Source organism: Allotamlana fucoidanivorans (assembly GCF_045788535.1).
Taxonomy (GTDB): domain Bacteria; phylum Bacteroidota; class Bacteroidia; order Flavobacteriales; family Flavobacteriaceae; genus Allotamlana; species Allotamlana fucoidanivorans.
The window spans coordinates 2,127,052-2,147,509 of the sequence record NZ_CP074074.1; the positions used below are offsets into that span (position 1 = coordinate 2,127,052).

The following is a 20,458-nucleotide window of genomic DNA, read 5'->3' on the forward strand; positions in this document are numbered from 1 at the left end:
CCTTTTCTCTTTTTTTCTATGAAAAGTAGGACTTTGCTAAAAGTCCTAAACATATGATTTTTAAATTTACACATTGCAGGATAGCTTTTTTAGTTACAATTAATGACTTATTATAATTTTGTTCATATACGAGTCATTTCCTATCACTGTTTGTATCAAATATATATTGGGTGCTAAATCTTTATGAAAATCTATGTGGTTTTTGTAATCTATAACTTCAGAGGATATCAACTGTCCGGTGATGTTGTACAGGGTTACCTGCACCGTCTTTACCTTGTTGTTTTTGGGTAATATTAAAGTAAATCTTCCATTTTTAGCAGGGTTGGGAAATAGTTTAAGATTTTGTTCTTGTAAGGTTTCAATAGTTTCCTCATTATCTACTGATTGGGCTTCATTATGGGTTTGGTTTTTCTTATTGCCTGCTTGTTTTGCTGCACTCATGTTTAATGGAATTTTTAGATGTGAATAAGAGCCTGCCGGTGCTGTGATATTCCATTTGTTAATTCCATTTAAGCTGTAAGAGTTTGCCGCGGCAGTGTCGATTGCTGTCCAAATGGTTCTTTTTATAGTCCCATTGGTTGTGTAACCACCAGACAATTGTAATTTAACGGTTTTACTAATGGTATCCTTATTGATAATATGTACATCTAAAGTATCTTGATTGGCAAAAGCAACTACTTTAATATTCTTGTTATCGGAAGTGCTTGGTCTTACGCTGCCTTCGGAGTTATTTACAATATTTTGAAAACCAGTATATTTTATAGGTTGTGTTCCTCCATTTGCCCAAACAAACCGCTTGCAAACTTGGTAGAATGTAATAGACTCTACACCATTTCTTAATGCAGGAAATATGTTTTCCATTCCATCTACAAGTTTTTCAATACCATCACTGGTTTTATATCGTGTAGACTCGGTATACCAAACTGGATTAGCCGATTTATTCACTAAAGATGCCCATACATCATCACGTTCTTCTTCAGGAATAGGGTTAGAGCCTTCTACATCATCATAAAAATGAGATCCTGAGATATCTATTTGGTCTTCTACGTCGTCCACATCGCTCACAGAGGTACGTAAAGCCCAGCGTTCAAGCCCCACACGTTGTGTTGTTCCTAATTTGGTCATTTGGTCAAACACTTTAAAGTGGTCGGAATCATCTGCGGCATCTTCATTCCAAGGGCCCAAATAATCAATTGTGATTCCAGCTGCCGTCATCCTGTCTATAAAACTATCAAGGTAAGCGGCATAAGTAGTAAGGTTCAGGTTATAAATATTGTACGAACAGCATCCTTGCCATGAAGATGGGAATTTATGAGCACCATGATAATCGGTTCCATAACCATTGCCATTGGCAATACTGGCAAATACCTTAACATTAGGATTTACGCTTTTTACCGAATTTATTACAGTAATAACATCATCATAAATAGGGTCTGTTATAGGCTGTAATGCAAAAATGGGAACCCGCAATATTTTTAAATTCATATCGCCATAAAGTTTTTGGGAAACAGTGTTTGTATTACCATCGGCCCATGCTTTAATAGTTAGTTTTGCATCTCCTCCAAAAGTAACAGTTTGCTTACTTTGCTCTGGGAATACTGTAATATGGTTTAAGTTTAGTTCGCCATTGTAAACATCGGTAACTTCTGTTGAAGATAAGGCCCTGTTGAATATGGCCACCTGATCTAAATTAGCTTTTGTGTTTTTAGAGTTACCACTACCATCAACAAAAGGGGTTACAGCTCCTGTAGAGGCGTTAACATTAGCTTTTAGCCCTAAATATAGGCTTAGGTTGGTTAGGTTGTGTATGGTTTGCCCGGTACTGGTTGCAACCTGTGTTCCATCAATATACAACACTACGGTACCTGTATTATATGTTAGTGCAATGTGGTGGTATTGGTCTTGGGGCAATACGTCCACTGCAGATAGCCCCAAGCCGTTAATTTCGCCTGTAGGTTTTTTAATTTGTATATGCTCACTAACATAGTTGGTTCCATCGTTCCCTACAAAGCTTATTAATCCAAGCCACCATGCATTGGTGCCTGTCCATTTATATTTAGCCGTTAGGCTGAACTCGTTTTTATTCAAAATAGTTTCATCAAACTTTAAATAGCCCTCAAAATTTTTAAATAAGACATTTTCACCAGCATCATTTACAATAGCATTATTAGTTTGTGGGTAGGTTCCGGCAGGATTTGCGAGACTTACTGTACCACTCGCGTTAACGTTTGTAATTCCTGAAACACCATAAGGGATTATGGTGTTGTCCTCGAATGTTAGATAGGCTTGGGGCGTAATAAATTGGGAAAAAGAGTAGTGGCTAGAAATAAGTAATACAAAGAAGAGAAATTTTGTTTTCATAATTATTGTGCTGATTTATTAGTTGTTATAAAATTATGAAGCACAACTTGTTTTTGTGTATCGCGAATAGTGCAATTATGGGGTTGTTTTGTTGCGAATACCAAAAATAACGAGGTATATTATTATGAAAATATTAATTTTATTACAGATTAAGTTTGCTTTTTTATTTTTAAGAGAATTCTTGTTTTGGCAATTATATTACAAAGCAATTAATAATTGACGAATGAAAAGGTGTAGTAATAAAAAAATGGTACTCCCAAAATAAATAAGAGAGTACCAAATTATAGCTAAATCATTATAGAATATTATAATGACTTTATGTGTCAAATTGTGCTCATTTAGTTTTGTAACAAAGGTAACAACATGAAAATTTTACAAGATTATGCTTGATTCTTGCTTTATTCATGATGATTGTACCCTTTTTCAGGTTCACCAGTAGCACCCCATAAATCTTGATAAGCTAAGTACCCTGTATTAATTAATGCAGATTTTATATAGAACTGGTTTAAATCTTTATTTTCTCTAAGCTGTATTAATTCTTCCTCTATAGGTTTTGCCAGTGAATCTAAGTTTTGTAATGTAGCGTAAGCTATAAAATAATCGTTTTTTATCTGCTCTAGTATATACTGCAAAGCATTTTTATTGGCTTTAGATTTTACCAATATTTCGGCGGACATTAATCGTATTTCTGTATTTTCATTGTCGTTGTTGAAGTTTTTGTTGACTTCATCTGGGACATCATTAATAAGCTGTCTTTCTAAAAGTTGCAAAACACCTACCGAGCCCCAATACCGTATGGCAGGTTCCTCAGAATTTAGGAACCCTTTTATGGTTTCAATATCTGAAGCTTTGGCAGTACTTGCAAATGCTGCAGCATCTATAATGGCCTCTACGGGTTGATGGGTTTGTTTTACATAAGTATAAAAAGGCAGGGTATCCTTTTGCTTTCTCATAGACCATGGGTAGAGCCCTAAATCCTTCTTTTGCTTCATAAAATCAATTAAATCTTGTTTCATTTGTGAAACTTTTTCTTGATATTTTGGATCATTAGCAAGATTATTTACTTCAAAGCTATCGGTTTTGGTATCATAAAATTCTAGAGCGGTAGTTGGTTTCCAAAAAACACTTTGTAAACTGTCTGTTTTACCTTCTATATGAGCTTTGTCCCAACCTTGATAAGAGGGCATTTGCCATTGGTAAGATTGTCTGGTACCATTGGGGTAGGCCGAATTAAAATTCCAGATTAATTTATATCTTCCATCTGTTAATGCACGGGAAGGAATATAACTTTGTTCTTGATTGGCTCTATACAGAAACAGTTCGGATTTTGGTTCTGGGACTTGCTTACCTAAAAAAGGTTGTCCCATCATAAAATCTGGTTTTTCTATACCTACTAGGTTAAAAATTGTGGGAGCAAAATCAATAAACCCAACTAAGTTGTCATTTTTATTAGCAGAGGTAGTTTGCGCCAAATGTTTATATTTCTCAGGTAAGTGTACGATTAAAGGAACACGTGTTCCGGTATCGTAAACATAGGCTTTTCCACGAGGCAAACACCCCCCATGGTCTGAATAGAAAAACACAATGGTGTTGTCTGCTTCACCCGAAGCTTCCAATTCATCAAGACGTTTTTTTACCCATACATCCATTTTATTTACCGCATCATAATACCAAGCAATATCATCTTTAATCTCTTCTACATCTGGCAAATATGGAGGCAATGTAACACTATCAAGAGCAATGGTTCTTGGTTCTCTCCCTTTAGTATTTCTAGTGGCTACCCGTTTGGTGTGTGTACCACTATAATTGAACACAGAAAAGAAGGGTTGCGCTTTGCTTGGTCTGTTAAGATAACTTGCCTTTTTGTTAGATTCATGCCATAAGTTTTTAGGTGTATTATTGGCATTGTAATCTGTCTTGCTATTATTAGTGCAGTAATAACCAGCCTCTTGTAAATATTTTGAATAATAAAAATCTTGGGGTACGGCCCGAGCTTCACGGTGCCAATCTGTAGCCAACATTGGTGCATAAATACCCGACATTAATGTAGACCTAGCTGGAGAGCATTGGGCACCATTTGAGAAGGCATTTGTAAAAACAATTCCGTTTTTTCCCATAACATTTAAAGTTGGAGTAGTGGTATATTTGTTTCCGTAAGAATCTAAAAACGGACTCATATCTTCAACAACCAACCATAAAATATTTGGTTTTTCTGTAGGAACATCTAAATTTTTACACGAATTAAAAGAGGATACAACCAGTATAAGTGATGCGCTTACTATAAGCGTAATATAAATGGATAGTCTTTTGGTAACCATAGTGTTTTATTTCTTTATAATACTTTGTTTTTGTTCAAACTTTAAATCGTAATCGGGATTTATTTCCGTTGGAATAGGAGCATTGGTATCACTTCTCCATTGTTCTAATTTGTTCAATAATTCATTTACTTTATCAGGATGGGATGCTGCGATATTTTCAGCTTCTCCTAAATCAGTTTTCAGATTGTACAATTCTACAGCGCCATCTTCGAAATACTGGTGTAATTTCCAATCGCCTGAAATAATTACAGATCCTGGGCGCGTTCTAAACAAAGGGTCTCTGCTGCTATCTTTTCCTTTTTTATAAGCTTGAAGGTATACAGGAAAATGGAAAAATAAATCTCTTTCCGTAATGTTTTGATTGGTATTAATTAATGAATTTAAATCAACCCCATCCAATACCTTAGCTTTTTTTACGGGAGCAGCAATAGTTTGCAAAGTAGGATAGAAGTCCAAATTAGAAACAACTTGCAGTGAAGTTGTATTTGGCTTAGTATGGTTTGGCCATTTGATAATTAATGGCACCCTGATACCACCTTCGTAATACGATCCTTTTCCAGCTCTTAAAGGATCTTGGTGTGAAATGGCGCGAATCCCTCCATTATCTGAAGTGAAAATAACTAACGTGTTTTCTTCCAATCCTTTTGTTTTAAGCGTATTCAATAACTTGCCTACGTTTTCGTCCATCGATGCTACCATAGCAGCATACTCTGCATTATTTTGCCCTTCATGGCCTTTTTTGGTTTTAAACTTTTCAACTAAACTGTCTTTGCCCATTATTGGTGTATGCACCGAATAGAACGGCATATAGACAAAAAAGGTGGTATCCTTATGTTTTTCTATAAAAGAGACCGCTTCATTGGTTAATCTATCTGTTAAATACTCGCCTTCTGGCCCATCCTCAATAAAATCGATGTTGTAAGGCGAGAAGTACCCATTTTTACCAGGGTTACCCTTTCCGCTACCACCAACATTATAATCTATACCTTGCTTAGCCGGGTTGTTGCCTACGTGCCATTTGCCAAAGTTAGAAGTAATGTAACCGCCAGATTTTAACATTTGTGGTAAGGTGTAAATAGAATCGTGCAAATGCTTTGTGTTTTTTATGGGTATAAGTTTTCTGGTTTTTTTGTGGCCTCTATCGGATGGGCTAACAGTGTAAACACCATGTCTGGGAGTGTTTAAGCCAGAAATAAGACAAGCTCTACTTGGTGCGCAATTGGCAGCTCCCGCATACGCATTGGTGAAAACCATGCCCTCTTGAGCAAGTTTATCCAAGTTAGGTGTTTCGTAATAAGAGCTTCCCATAAAACCCAAATCTTTCCATCCTAAATCATCCACATTAATTAAAACGATATTTGGTTTTTTTAAAGTGTTATTGATTTCAGATCTTTCCTTTTTAGATTTGCACCCAAATAAGGCTAGTATTGAAAAGAATGTTATAATTTGTTTATATATATAATACATTATTATTTTAATTAATTTATTTGTTTTCAGGATACATTATTCTGCCTATTTGCTTACTAGATTTAATAGGTTTTAAGATAAAAGAATAATTATAAGCCTTAGCGGGTATTCTAAATTCAGGATGTGGCAAAGCATTTTTAGACCAACTATCATCACCTCCAACCCCCATTTGTTTATGGTCAATATTAAGGGTTATAAAGTCTTGTTTTTCTAAATCATAGGTATGTAAAGCGTCTTCAATATTCCAGGTTGTATAAGGCCATGCACTCATGCTTAAGTGTTGGTCTATGGCATTTATTAGTAGACCCTGTCCGTAGTTATTGGTTAAAGCGAACCATCGTACATCGGTTTTGTTACTGCTTTCTTGTGGGCGAATATAGTGGTAGTAGTCCTTAAAAACTGAGCTAGAATATACACCAACATCGGCACTCGTTTTTCTATCCCAATAATTTTCATGAGGACCTCTACCCAGATATTTTAGATTATCAAAGGTATTGGGTATTTGTAACTGTAAACCTAATTTAGGTAACATGGGAAGGGTTTCATCAGCTTGAAATTCAACATCTACTTTTATAGTACCATCGCCATAAATAAAATGTTTTACTACAAGGGAAGCCTTGTTGTCAGCAAATGTAAAGCTTGAAGCTGCCAGAGCAGTATTGGAGGTTAGCTGTTTTAATTCGAATGAAGTGGCCGTTGGGTTTTCTGATGCTGCCCTCCAAACAGCAAGGTGCTTTTTAGTTTTTGCGCCTGCCCGGTCATTGTCTGTTATAGGTCGCCAAAAACTAGGTAGGAGACCAGTTGTAATTAAATTTTGATTATTGTAAACAAATTGTGATAAGGTTCCTTTTGAAGCATCAAAGTCTATTTGGAAATTTTTACCAGAAACGGAATGGTTGTTAATAGTTATACTATTTAATGAACTGATGGACTTGTTTGGTAAAGCTCTATTAAAAGGCAATTGAAACTGTTCCCATGCTATTTCATGGTTTTTATTGGCCCATAAGGTGTTTTCTTTTAATACAGCTGAAATTCGTATGAAATATTCGGCACCTGCTCTTAGTCTCGGTTCTTTATAAGGAATAGTAATAGTCTTCGTCTGATTGGGAGGAAGAGCTATGGTTTCTAGAGCTCCTTGTTTTATGGTTTTGCCATCTTCTTGTAGTTCCCACAAGAACTGAAACTCATTTAGATTGGTAAAATTATGATGATTGGTAACTGTAATTTCGCCTGAAGCAAGGTTGTTGGGTATGAACTCGATAGGCTGAAATACTTTTTTTACCTCCCAAGTGGCTGCTTTTAACTCTCTATTTGGGCCAACAATACCATTGAGACAAAAGTTACTAGTATTAATCTTAGTGTCTCCCATATCGCCACCAAAGGCATAGTAATCTTCACCTTCAGCCGTTTTTTGAGCAAGACCTTGGTCACACCAATCCCAAATATAACCGCCTATAATTTGTTTGTTCTTTCTAAAAAGGTTACGATATTTAAATAGATTTCCTGTTGAATTCCCCATAGAATGTGCATATTCACACCAAATGATGGGTCTTGTTTCATCTTCAAACTCCGACATTTGAACCATGTATTCCATAGGGCTGTACATGCGGCTAACCACATCTACATAAAGCGGGTCTTTTAATATTTTATCTTCAACCTTTGCTTTGCCTTCAGTAGTTTGAGCACCTTCATAATGTACAGGGCGTGTAGTGTCGTAATTTCTTATCCAATTGGCCATGGTAACGTGGTTAAACCCTGAACCCGATTCATTCCCTAAAGACCAAAATACAATACTAGGGTGGTTTTTGTCACGCTGAACCATTCGTATGGCCCGTTCTAAAAAAGCACTTGACCATGAGGCATCATTGCTTAATTTACCGCCTACGCCATGTGTTTCTAAATTGGCTTCGTCCATGACATAAATACCATATGCATCGCACAGGTCGTACCAACGTTCATCATTGGGGTAATGTGATGTACGTACGGCATTAAGGTTGAATTGTTTCATAAGCTTAATGTCTTTTAACATAGACGCTTCACTTATAACCTTACCATTTATAGGGTCATGGTCGTGCCTATTCACACCAAACATAATAACAGATTTTCCGTTTACAAGAAATTCGCCATCCTTAATTTCGGTTTCTCTAAAGCCGACCTTGGTGCTTCTCGATTCCAGTATTTGTCCTTTATCATTTTTCAAATTAAATATTAAGGTATATAAGTTTGGTTGCTCTGCGCTCCACTTTTTAGGGTTTTCAACCAATGTTTGCATAAGTCCAAAACCCGGTTTGCCGCGTTGTTCAAACTTTTCGTTATAAATCTTATTTACAGGAATGCTTAGTGGTTGCTCTAATACTTCAGCATTGTTTTCGTCAAATAGTTTGGCTTCTAAAGTAAATTTGCTAAAATCGGTATCTTCAAAAACCTTTATTCTAGGACGAATTTTTAATGTAGCATTTTCATAATTTTCGTCTAAATCGGTTTGTACAAAAAAGTCGTACAGCTGAACTTTAGGTGCTGATGTTAAATACACGTCTCTATGAATACCACTTAATCGCCAGTGGTCTTGGTCTTCAAGGTAAACACCATCGCTCCAACGAAAGGCCTTAACTGCTAAAGTATTTGTACCTGATTGTAGATATGGAGAAATATCGAAGTGGGTTGGGAGCATGCTGTCTTCACTATAACCCAACAGTTTGCCATTTACCCAAACGTAATAGGCTGAACTTACACCGCCAAAGGTTAAGGTAATTTGTGAGTCAATCCAATTATCTGGAACTTCAAAAGTTGTACGATAACATCCTGTAGGGTTGTCGTCGTTTGGTACTAATGGCGGGTTTACAGGTACAAAAGGATAAATTGTATTTGTATAGATGGCTGTTCCATGACCATGTAGTTCCCAATTGGCTGGAACAGGAATGGTGTTCCATGAAGAATCATCAAATGTTGGTTCTTGAAAATTGTTTGGAACTCCTTCTGGAATGGGAGCCCAATAAAATTTCCAGTTACCATTTAAAAGCTTATAGCGACTAGAATTGTTTTTGTCATTTTGTAAGGCTAACGATTCGTTGGGGTATGAGTATGAAGTCGCTTTACTTGGTAACCGGTTAATTCCTGAAACTTGAGGGTCTTCCCAGGGCTTTAAATCTAACGTGTTGTTTATGTCCATTTGACAAAAACTTAACTGTAGATTAAACAATGATAGCGCTAAAAATATCCAATTAATTTTCATGTGTTTAATGATAATGATTTATTTTTAAAGTGAAGAGTTATATTTCTAACCGTATTATTTATGGTGAAAACTACTATTTTAAATAATACATCGCATAGATATTAATTTAAGGCTCTTAGTTAATTGAAATTTTAAAAAAAACCAATACCAAAGTGTTTTTGATATTGGTTTTAATTTTGCTATTAATTCAATTTGAGTTTCTTAGTTAAAAGGAAATCCTGGAGTCACTTCTACCCATAATGGTGCAGCATCTGCTCCTAAGTCTCCTCCAAGTGTTCCTGTGTTTCCATTTGTACTAGAATCTATTACAGATGTTCCTGTTCCTTCATCTAGTTTAAAATAGCCTATGAGTCCTGCTTCATTTCCATTAAGACGTGCATCTTTGCTACTGGCTATTTCACTTTCAGATCTTGCTTTATTCCAAACTCTAACATCTGTTATATCGCCTTCCCAGTATCTATCTGGTTGTGCAGCACTTCTACCTATTTCAAAATCATTGGTAGATGACGAGTTAATTGGAGCATCACCAGAAGCTGCAGTATTTGTCTCAAGAGCACCATCTACATAAAGTAAAACACTTGTTAAAGCCGCCCCATCAGAAGGTACTACAACAGCAATGTGGTGCCAGTTTCCGTCATTTAGTTTTGTAGATCCAACTATACCTCCACCATTGTATTCAACTCTAAGCGCCTTGTTTGCATTATGTAAACGAACATCCCATTTTTGATTGGTTACGTTTTCTCCCCAAGACATTATAATAATGTTCTTTGTTTCTGATGTTGTTCTAATCCATGCTTCACATGTTCTTGCTCCTCCTCCTGGAACAGCTTTAAAACCATTTACTTTTATATAATCATTACCATCAAAATTTAAGTAACTTGGAGGGACTACCTTACCAGCCTCAAAATTGGCTATGGCCTGGTTTAAAACATCTAATGCTTGGTCGATGTCAGCTTGGTTGGCTGCTTGATTATTAGCGGCGGTTTGAGCTGTATCTATAGCATCTTGTAATACGGCTTTAGATCCAACGGCGTATTCACCATTATTTGTACCTTCAACAGCACTGTCTAGTAAGGCTTGAGCAGATGCAATAGCATTATTCAATTCGGTGAAATCAGCATCTCCAACGATGCTAGCTTCAAAAATTGAAATAGCTTTGTTTAAATCAGAGTCAGCCTTATTAACATCGTTTTGGGAAGCACTGTCATTGTCAAGAATCGCCTGAGCAATATCTATAGCATTTTGTAAGATATCTTTTGATCCAGCAATATAATCTCCAATTTGGGTGCCTTCAACAGCTCCTGTTAGTGCAACTTGGGCTGTTGCAATTGTTTCAGTAAGTTGAGAATAATCTACTGCAACGGTATTGTTGATATAAGCTTTTAAGGCAACGGTTAATAAGTTTACAGCATGGTCTACCGTACCTTGGTTAATCGCTGTAGTTTTGTATGCTTCATATTTAGCAATGGCTTCATTTAAAGTAGCAGTAGAACCTATTATAAGGTCCCCGTTTCCATCTCCTTCTTTAGATTCATCAGCAGTTGCTTTGGCTTCTGTGACAATAGCATCAAGTGCTGTGTAGTCTAATTTACCGATATCATCATCTTTATCACAAGACGTCATAAATAATGTACAGGCAAATAAAAAATAAATTAGCTTTTTCATTTAGTTCAGTTTTAGTTTATAGATTCAATTTTATTTATTGTGTAATATATGTTCCAAAAACATGAGATAAAATTAAGCATACTTAAGCTTTAAAAATTCTCATTAATTGGGGTAAAATGTTGCAATTGAGACTAATTTTAGGTAAAAAAGGTCTGTTTTTTAGGAGATTATGGGTTTGTGTAGTTTGTTTTGAAACATTTATACACTAAAGTCCTTTGAAAAAGGTTTTATGCTTTTGATCTATTTAGATGATTTAATTTTAATTAACCACGAAAAGCATAGTGCCTTTTACGGAACTTTTCCTAGTTAATATTAGCTATTATTTGTTAATATTAACTAGGTAGGGGTATCTTCTTGGGCGTGTTTTTTTATATATTCCGTTGGACTCATACCATATTGTTTATTAAAACATTTTCCAAAATATCTTTGATTGTTGAAACCTGTCATGTAAGCAATTTCAGAAATATACATGTTATTCTTTTTTAGTAATTGTGCGGCACGTTTTAACCTAATGGTTTTAATAAAATTTACGGGCGTATCATTTAATATAGCTTGTACTTTTCTATAGAGATTGGCTCTACTCATACCAACTTCAGAGGCTAAATACTCAACGCTTAATAAATTGTCGTCCATGGAATCTTCAATAATTTTGACTATTTTTTTAATGAATTTTTCATCATTGGAGTCTACATTAATATTAGAAGGTTCCGCAGTTATTACCTTACTATACTTTTCTTTAAGCTCTTTTCTTGTAGATAGGGTGTTCTTTATTTTCCACTTTACAAATTCAAGACTAAAAGGTTTTTCTATGTAATCATCTGCCCCTAAGCTTAAACATTCAATTTTAGTTTCTTCGGCACCTTTGGCAGTTAACATTAATATAGGGATGTTGCTTAGATCAGAATCAGATTTAATTTTCTTCAACATAGAAATACCATCTTCAATAGGCATTAAAATATCGCTAATAATAAGCTGAGGTTTTTCTTTTATGATGGTATTGTAACCCTCTTTTCCGTTTGAAGCTTCTAATATATAAAAACTATCTTCTAGTTCTTCTTTAAGCATCGATCTTACTTCCACATTATCTTCAACCAAAAGTATGGAAGGTTTAGATTTTTTTACCGTATTAATGGTATTAATGGCTGAAATCTCTTCAATAAAAGCAAATTCAGAATTTTCAATGATACTTTTAGTAAATGTATCCTCTTTATGTCTAATTTCTTTTTTCTTGTAATGTGATTTTTCAATTGGGATGAAGAATGTAAATTCAGTATAGACATTTTCTTCACTTTTAACAGTAATGGCACCATGATGTCTTTCAATTAATTTTTGAACTAATTCCATTCCAATACCTGTTCCAGGAACCTGATTTGTAGGTAGTTTTGTAGATTGGTAATAGCGGTCAAAAATAAATTCTAAATCCTTTTTAGCAATTCCAACGCCAGAATCTCGGACAGCACATGTAATATAAGTTCCGTTTTTTAGAGTTACTCTTGGAATATTTATAGAGCTACTAGATACACTATCAATTGAAATTGAAATATGTCCATTTTGTGGGGTATATTTAAAAGCATTAGATAGAAGATTGAATAATATTTTTTCAATAATTTCAACATCATACCAGGCGTCTAGGGTCTTTTTTGACGAAACAAATTCATATTTTATTTGGTACATTTTGGCAAAATCATTGAAAGCATTTTTAATTTTCTTTATATCATAAATAATGTTGTTTTTAGATACTTTAATTTTGAACTCACCAACATCAAACTTTCTAATATCCATTATTTGGTTTATCAATCGGTTCATTCTTAAAGAATTATTATATATCCGTTGCGCTGTTAACGGACTTAAATTAAATTTTCTGTCCTTTACTATTTTTTCAATGGTGCCTAAAATGAGTGTTAAAGGAGTTCTAAGTTCATGAGAAATATCAGTAAAGAAAATCATTTTCATTCTGTTATGTTCGTTGTCTTTTTCTCTACTAATAGTTTCTTTAACTAGATTCTTTTTTAATTTGTACCATCTTTTTATTAGGAGGTAGCTTATATAGGCTAGTATGGAAAATAATAAACAATAGGCAAAATAGGCCCATTTACTTCTCCATGCAGGAGGATTTATTTGAAATGTAAAGGTGGTTGGTGTTTCATTCCAAATGCCATCACTATTAGAACTTTTTACTTTAAAGGTGTATGTACCGGGGGGTAAATCATTATAGTTAGCATTGCGATTGGATGCATTGGTATAAATCCAAAAATCATTTAGACCTTCTAATTTATAGGCATACTGATTCTTTTTTGGAGATGTTAAATCTAAAGAGGAAAAATTAACTACAATATTATTTTGATTATAAGGCAGTCTTATAGCAGTATCAGAATTAACATTTATGCTATTTATAGTGTTTTCTTTGTTGTTGGCACTGTTATTTTTAGAAGGCCCTAAAGTGTTAAAATTTGTAATAACAGTAGAGGGAATTATTTTCTGTTGAGTAAATAGGGCCGTATTTACCTTATAAAAGCCATTATTAGATCCGAAAAATAATTCTACATTATTATTTGTACTAGTGCTGGAGTTAAACATGAATTTGCTCACGTCTATACCGTCTTCAGTTCCAAAAAAGTTGAATTTTTCGGAGGATAAATCAAATCTTATCAATTTTTGCTCCGTGCTCATCCAGAGATTTCCGGTATTATCTTCCTGTATAGAAGCAATAACCGTATTACCTATATCCTTGTTTAATTTTTCGAAATTTATGAAACTATTTGTTGTCTCAATATATTTGTTTAAGCCACCACCACGCGTACCAATCCATATATTTTGGCTATGGTCTTCATAGATTGATAATATGGCATTTGAAGTTAAACCCCCATTTTTTTTAGGTAAGTACTGTTCATAAGTTTCATTATTAAAATCTATTTTAAAAAGTCCTTGGCCACGAGTTCCTATCCATAAAATGTTTTTGGAGGATAATTTTAATGCTGAAGTATGGCTTTTATCAAGAATTTTAACTACAGAATTTTTAAAATTTGATATTTCAGTATCATTATTTAATATTTTTATGCCATTTCCCCAAATTCCTACCCATGTTTCATTTTTATTTATATCGGCAATATCGGTTATGTCGTGATTGTATGAATCTACTTGAGTTATTTCTAATGTGGTTTTATTTGGATCAAAATTTTCAGATTCATATAAAATAGTATCCGTTGCAATAAGAAGTTTCGACTTGTCATAATTTAAATCTAGTCGACTTATGTTGTTAATGGGGAGCTTAATTCTGCTGGCAGAATTATTATGAATATTATATTTAAATAATCCATGATCCATTCCTATTAAAAGAGTATTGTCATTGTAGGTTATTATACTATTGGTCTCAGAATTTATAATATTTTTATCAGAATTAACATCAATATAATCAAAAATTGATGTTCTTCCTAAATGTTTGTAAATGCCATTTAAAGTGCCTATCCAGAGATTGTTATACTGATCAAAGGTTAGAGAATTGATTCTGTCATTTAGTAAAAAGTCTTGATTTTTGGAGAAAGAAAATATGTAAGAATTATTATTTCTTGTGCCCTTAATTAACCCGTGGGTAGAACCAATCCATATATCATAATTGTTCTGGTCTATAGCAAATGTATTGAAAGTTGTATTTTGTTCTAAATTTAAAATTCCCAAATATTCCTCGAGTATTTCTAATTTATAATCTGATTTATTATATCCTAACACATAAACATGTTTATTAGTTAAGACTAAAAATTGATTGTTATTATTAAATGCTTTTATAGAGACAACGGGTTTGTCAAAATTAGTTTTGATATAATTTTTTTTAGCATCAAGAACATAAATACCTTTTGAAGTGCCCAACCAATTTCGATTAAAGTTATCTTGGAAAAAAGCGTTTATTCGTCTGTTAAATTTAGCTATGTTAGGATTTAAATAGTTAAAGTGAGAGTCTAAATTTATTTTTTCACTATTTTCAATGGGTTCAATTAATATTAAGCCTGTGTTTCTTGCATTCGACCATATATTCCCATCTTTATCTTTTTGAAGTACAACAGAAGTTACGTTTTTATAAAACCCCTTGAATTTATTTTCTTTACGGTTAAAGAAGATAAGAAAGCTTTCACTGCCAAGCCAAAGGTTCTTGTTTTTGTCTTCAATGATTGAGTTTATACTATTGTTCGGGATAGAATTTGAATCAAAAACGTCATGTTTAAATTGCAACAAATCATTTCCGTCATATCTAAAAAGACCATTTTTTGTTCCTATCCATAGATACCCAACACTATCTTCAAAAAGTACATTTACGTTTTGATTAAATGGTAAACCATCAACCTCTAGCTTATTGAATTTTTCAATTCTGGATTGAGAAAAACTAAAATTAAGACTAACAAATAATATAAAAATTGTGTTTAGTCTAAATTTTATGCTTAATTTTTTTGATAATGATAACATTTTATTCAGGCTATTATGGTTTAGTTGTTTACAATTTCATATTTTTTTATCATATATACAAATTTGTGAAATTCAATATGTTGCATAGTGTGTGTGTAAATGTTGCATTATTTTAATTTTTATTGTGTTTTATGTCTTGCAACAAATTGAACCATTAAATGAGAATTGTAATTGGCTTATTCGAATTAATTTAGAGCATTCACTTTTTGCTAATAGGTGAAATAAAAAACTGAACTATTTAAACTATTAAACTATGAAACAAAAACAATTCATTTTGCTGTGGTTCTTGTTAGGTCTCTTAACAGTATCTGCGCAAAATACAGTCAATGGAAATGTTACAGATGCTACAAACATACCATTGCCAGGCGTTAATGTCGTTATCAAGGGCGGGGCCAAAGGTGTAACTACAGATTTTGACGGAAACTATTCAATTGAAGCATCGGCAAGTGATGTTTTAGAATTTTCTTATGTTGGATTTATTTCTCAAAGTGTTTCCGTTGGGAATAATTCTACTATTAATATAGTCTTACAAGAGGATGTTGCACAACTTGATGAGGTTGTCGTTATTGGTTATGGAACGTCTAATAAGAAAACTTTAGTTTCGGCAGTATCATCTGTTAAATCAGATGTTCTGGAAAATCAACCCGTGGCTAGGGTAGATCAAGCCTTACAAGGTAGAGCTGCAGGTGTTGAGGTTACTTCAAATAGCGGGGCTCCAGGCACTGGATCTACTATAAGAATTAGAGGTAACAGTTCTATTAACGGAAACAATAATCCACTTTTTGTGGTAGATGGTTTTATAACGGGAACAGGGTTTAACTTGAATAATATTAGTGTTAACGATATTGAATCTGTTGAAATTCTTAAAGACGCAACGGCTTTGGCAATTTATGGAACTAGAGGAGCTTCTGGGGTTATTATAATAACAACCAAAACGGGTAAGCGCATGGTGTCAGGTAAACCTACAATTCGAGTTAATTCGAGTGTAACTACCGAAATGTTGGCTAATAAAATAAATATACTTGGGGGACAAGATTATGTAGACTATTTAAATGAAGCTGGACAATTTGTAGCAGGACCAGATATTGATTATAACGGTACTTTATTGCCTATTGGGTTTACAGATCCATCATTGCCATTACGTTATGACGACCCAGGTGCTGTACCTGTTACAGATTGGATTGATGAGGTTGTTCAAATGGGTACAATTTATAATACAGATGTCTCTATTACGGGTAATACTGAAAACTCAAATTATTATTCCTCAATCAGCTATTTTAATCAAGAAGGTATTGTAAAAGGCTCAGGTTTAGAACGGGTAACTTTAAGAAATAATTTAGATGCTCGTGTTAGTGACCGTTTTAATATAGGTTTGCGCTTGAATTTGAGTTCATTCAAAAAAGAAAATAATAAAACAAATTTTAGTCAAATTGTCAATAATGTTCTGCCTATTAGAACAATTTACGATGCTAACGGTAATTTTACCGGTACAAACCCTTTAAGTGGTACCTTACAGAGAAATCCAGTTGCCGATATACTATTAAGAGAAGATCATGATTTGGTTACAAACATTATCAGTAACGCGTATTTTGAGTATAAATTACTAGAAGGTTTAAAAATTAAAACTAATATTGGGGCTACATTAAATTTTTATAAAAATAATGAGTATTTGCCCAGCTTACTACCAGAGAGAATATTAAATAATAATGTAGGAGGGTACGGTCGTGTAAGAACAAGTCAGTCCAAAGACCTTTTAAGTGAAACTACCATAAATTATAGTAAAGAGTTTGGAGATCATTCTTTAAGTGTTTTAGGAGGATTTTCTGGACAAAAAATAACCTCAGAAAGTACTGATACTTCAGCTGAAGGATTTCCTAATGATGTTGTAAAGTTTAATAATTTATCATTAGGCTCTGATCCTGAAACGTACCAAGTTGGTTCAGGTTATAATCAGCGAACTTTAACTTCATTATTTGGGCGTTTAACCTATTCATACGATGACCGCTATGTTTTAACCCTAGTAGGTAGGCGAGATGGTTCATCTGTATTTGAGGCGGGTAATAAATATGCCTTTTTCCCGTCAGCAGGTATAGCTTGGAATATAGATGAAGAGTCTTTTATGGAGAACGTTGATGTTATAAATAGATTAAAACTAAGAGGTAGTTATGGAGAAGTAGGGGAACAAGGAGTAAAGACGTACAATTCATTTGATTTATTTAATCCTGTGTACACTTATTTTAATGAAAATTTAGTTCCAGGGGTTATTCTTGATGCTCCAGGATCAACCAACCTGCAGTGGGAAACAACTGAGCAGCTGGATCTTGGTCTGGAAATAGGACTGTTAAATAATAGAATTTCGTTTGAGGTTGGGTACTATGATAAAACAACCAAAGATTTGTTATTATTTAGAGATTTACCAAATACAGCTGGAAGTAGGGTGTTGGAAAATGTGGGTAGTGTTCAAAACAGAGGTTTTGAGTTTTTACTAAATACAGTAAATATTGATAAAAATGATTTTAGTTGGAGTAGTACTTTAACATTGTCTACCAATAAAAGTAAAGTACTGGATCTAGGGCAAGAAGAGTTTATAAACATTCAATCTACCGGGAATCAAGGCGGACCTTCAGCAAGATTAATGGTTGGTCAACCCATGCCCGTGTTTTATGTGGCAGAATATTTAGGTACTTATAAGGATCCGCAAGAAATAATAGACGATCAGACTATTGGGAAATCTTTTTTAGGTAGTCCGAGATATAGAGATTTAAACAATGATGGAGTAATAAACCAACAGGATTACAGTGTAGCTGGAAGTCCGCAGCCCGATTTTTACGGCGGTTTTAGAAATACATTTACCTATAAAAATTTAAGTTTAGATGTATTCTTCCAAGGATCTTATGGAGGTGAAATATTTAATATGGTTACGCAAACATCAATTTTTGGACGTGGCGATCAAAATATAGATCCAAGGGTTCTTAATAGATGGGTAGAAGGAGTTAACGAAACTTCAGATATTCCAAGAGCAGGAACCTCTGCCAGTTTGTTCAATCCAAATAGTACGTTAAATGTTGAAGACGGATCGTTTTTAAGACTACGCACAGCAACATTAAATTATAATGTGCCAGTAAAAAAAGCAGGTATAGATAATACGTTTAAATCTTTAAATGTATTCTTAACGGGTAGAAACCTATGGCTGTTGTCTGATTTTCAATTAGGTGACCCAGAAGTGAATAATTTCACTGATGGTAGTGGATTTGATTCTGTATCGCAAGGTTTTGTGAACGGTGCTTATCCATATGCTACTAGCATTAGTTTTGGAGTAAAGATGGAATTTTAATAAAAAAAATATAAGCAATGAAACATTTAATAACAAAAATAAGCTTATTACTGTTTGGAGTTCTTTTACTTACAGGATGCGGCGACAAATTTTTAGAAGAAGATTTAAGAGATCAAATAGCTACAGATAATTTTTTTACTAATGATCAAGAAGCTCAACTTGCGGCTAATGGTTTGTATAGAATTTTGCATAAAAATGCTCTTTACAGAACTAGAGGGTTAGATAATTATTATGTAAACGGGACCGATGAAGTGGGCCCTAGTAGAAACGTAAATGCGCAGATTCATAACTATGCAATAGCTGAAGGTGTGCAAGATGGGAATAGTACTTGGGCTGCTTTGTATGAAATAGTAAGAAATGCGTCCCTGTTTATTAGTAATATAGAAGGTAATGAAAATTTAAGCGATGCAGTAAGAGACCAAACTTTGGGAGAATGTTTGTTTATGAGAGCATTAGCATATTTTCATCTTACCAATTTATGGGGAGATGTACCATATTTTAGAGAATTATTGCCGCTTGATGAGTTGGGATCTCTAGAGCGTTTTTCAAAAGATATCATAAGGGCCGAAATGAAGGATGATTTGGCACGAGCTAAACAACTTTTACCACCTTCATATTCTGATGCCAATTTAGGTAGAGCCTCTAAATGGGCTGCAGCGGCCTTAAAAGCTAAATTTCATTTGTTTGATAAAGAATGGGCATTGGCAAAAGATGAATGTGATGATATTATCAGTAGTCCACAACATCGTTTATTAGATGATTTTGCCTCTGTTTTTGATCAAACAGACAGAACAAACCAATACAACGACGAGCAGATATTTGCCGTTGATTTTACTACCGATGGTATTTTTGGAGATAGCAATACCAATAGAACAGATGATTATAATCCTCGTTTAAGAGATGAGCCAAGCAATAGAAATACTAGACCTGATGGTCCAGGTACTCCAGCGAGATGGCAGTTGTTGCAGGCAGATTTACAGGAATTGGATCAGGACATGAGTGGTTACGGTTGGGCCATTCCTTTACCTGAGTTGGCAGACCAAAGCAATTGGGATCCAGACGATTTACGATATGATGTTACCATAGTAACTGAATATTTAGGATATGAATTATCTTTTCCTTATTTCAGAAAAAACTGGAATTTAAACAATTCATCTCCAAGAGAAAATCATAGCGAAAACTATATTGTTTTTAGATTAGCCGATATTTATTTAATGGCGGCAGAGGCTGAAAACGAGTTAAATGGTCCAGGTAACGCTTATTTTTATGTGAACAAGGTAAGAGAACGTGCTTTTGAGCCAGACAAGCCATGGAGTGGCATGTCGCAAACCGAATTTAGAGAAGCCTTGTATGATGAGCGTAAATTTGAACTTTGTACAGAAGGCCATAGAAAAATGGATTTGATTAGATGGGGCATTTTACTGGATGTGGTTACTACTGTAAAACACAGACCTTGGAATAACCCTGCAGCAAATATAAAACCACATCACGTTTTGTTACCTATACCACAGGATGAGATTTTGTTGAATCCAAACCTTTTAAAGACGGATCCAACTAATAATGGATACAGATCCAACTAATAATGGACATAGATAGGGTTTGTTGTTTGTTTAGTGTAGTTAGTTT

8 protein-coding genes are annotated in these 20,458 nt (G+C 34.2%); 2 read left to right on the forward strand and 6 right to left on the reverse strand.

Annotation, left to right across the window (positions count from 1 at the left end):
- Positions 1–99 precede the first annotated feature (99 nt).
- From KFZ70_RS09565 to KFZ70_RS09590, 6 genes are all read right to left on the reverse strand, one after another.
- Positions 100–2,361: a LamG-like jellyroll fold domain-containing protein gene (locus KFZ70_RS09565; protein ID WP_139695026.1), complete on the reverse strand. Its 2,262-nt coding sequence runs from the start codon at positions 2,359–2,361 to the stop codon at positions 100–102.
- Positions 2,362–2,759: 398 nt separating this feature from the next.
- Positions 2,760–4,679, reverse strand: a complete 1,920-nt coding sequence (locus KFZ70_RS09570) for a sulfatase (RefSeq protein WP_139695025.1) — start codon at positions 4,677–4,679, stop codon at positions 2,760–2,762.
- 6 nt (positions 4,680–4,685) lie between these two features.
- A complete protein-coding gene (locus KFZ70_RS09575; protein ID WP_139695024.1) occupies positions 4,686–6,146 on the reverse strand; it encodes a sulfatase in 1,461 nt (486 codons plus the stop codon).
- A 16-nt stretch (positions 6,147–6,162) separates the two neighbouring features.
- Entirely contained in the window at positions 6,163–9,315 is a 3,153-nt protein-coding gene (locus KFZ70_RS09580; RefSeq protein WP_199240643.1) for a glycoside hydrolase family 2 TIM barrel-domain containing protein, read from the reverse strand.
- Positions 9,316–9,579: 264 nt separating this feature from the next.
- Positions 9,580–11,043, reverse strand: a complete 1,464-nt coding sequence (locus KFZ70_RS09585) for a LamG-like jellyroll fold domain-containing protein (RefSeq protein ID WP_139695022.1) — start codon at positions 11,041–11,043, stop codon at positions 9,580–9,582.
- Between the two features lie 336 nt (positions 11,044–11,379).
- Positions 11,380–15,498, reverse strand: coding sequence for a hybrid sensor histidine kinase/response regulator transcription factor (locus tag KFZ70_RS09590; RefSeq protein ID WP_139695021.1), 4,119 nt, complete (start codon positions 15,496–15,498; stop codon positions 11,380–11,382).
- A gap of 253 nt (positions 15,499–15,751) precedes the next feature.
- Here KFZ70_RS09590 and KFZ70_RS09595 point away from each other — a divergent pair, with 253 nt between their 5' ends.
- Positions 15,752–18,832: a TonB-dependent receptor gene (locus tag KFZ70_RS09595; protein WP_139695020.1), complete on the forward strand. Its 3,081-nt coding sequence runs from the start codon at positions 15,752–15,754 to the stop codon at positions 18,830–18,832.
- 17 nt (positions 18,833–18,849) lie between these two features.
- Positions 18,850–20,412, forward strand: coding sequence for a RagB/SusD family nutrient uptake outer membrane protein (locus KFZ70_RS09600; RefSeq protein WP_139695019.1), 1,563 nt, complete (start codon positions 18,850–18,852; stop codon positions 20,410–20,412).
- Positions 20,413–20,458 lie beyond the last annotated feature (46 nt).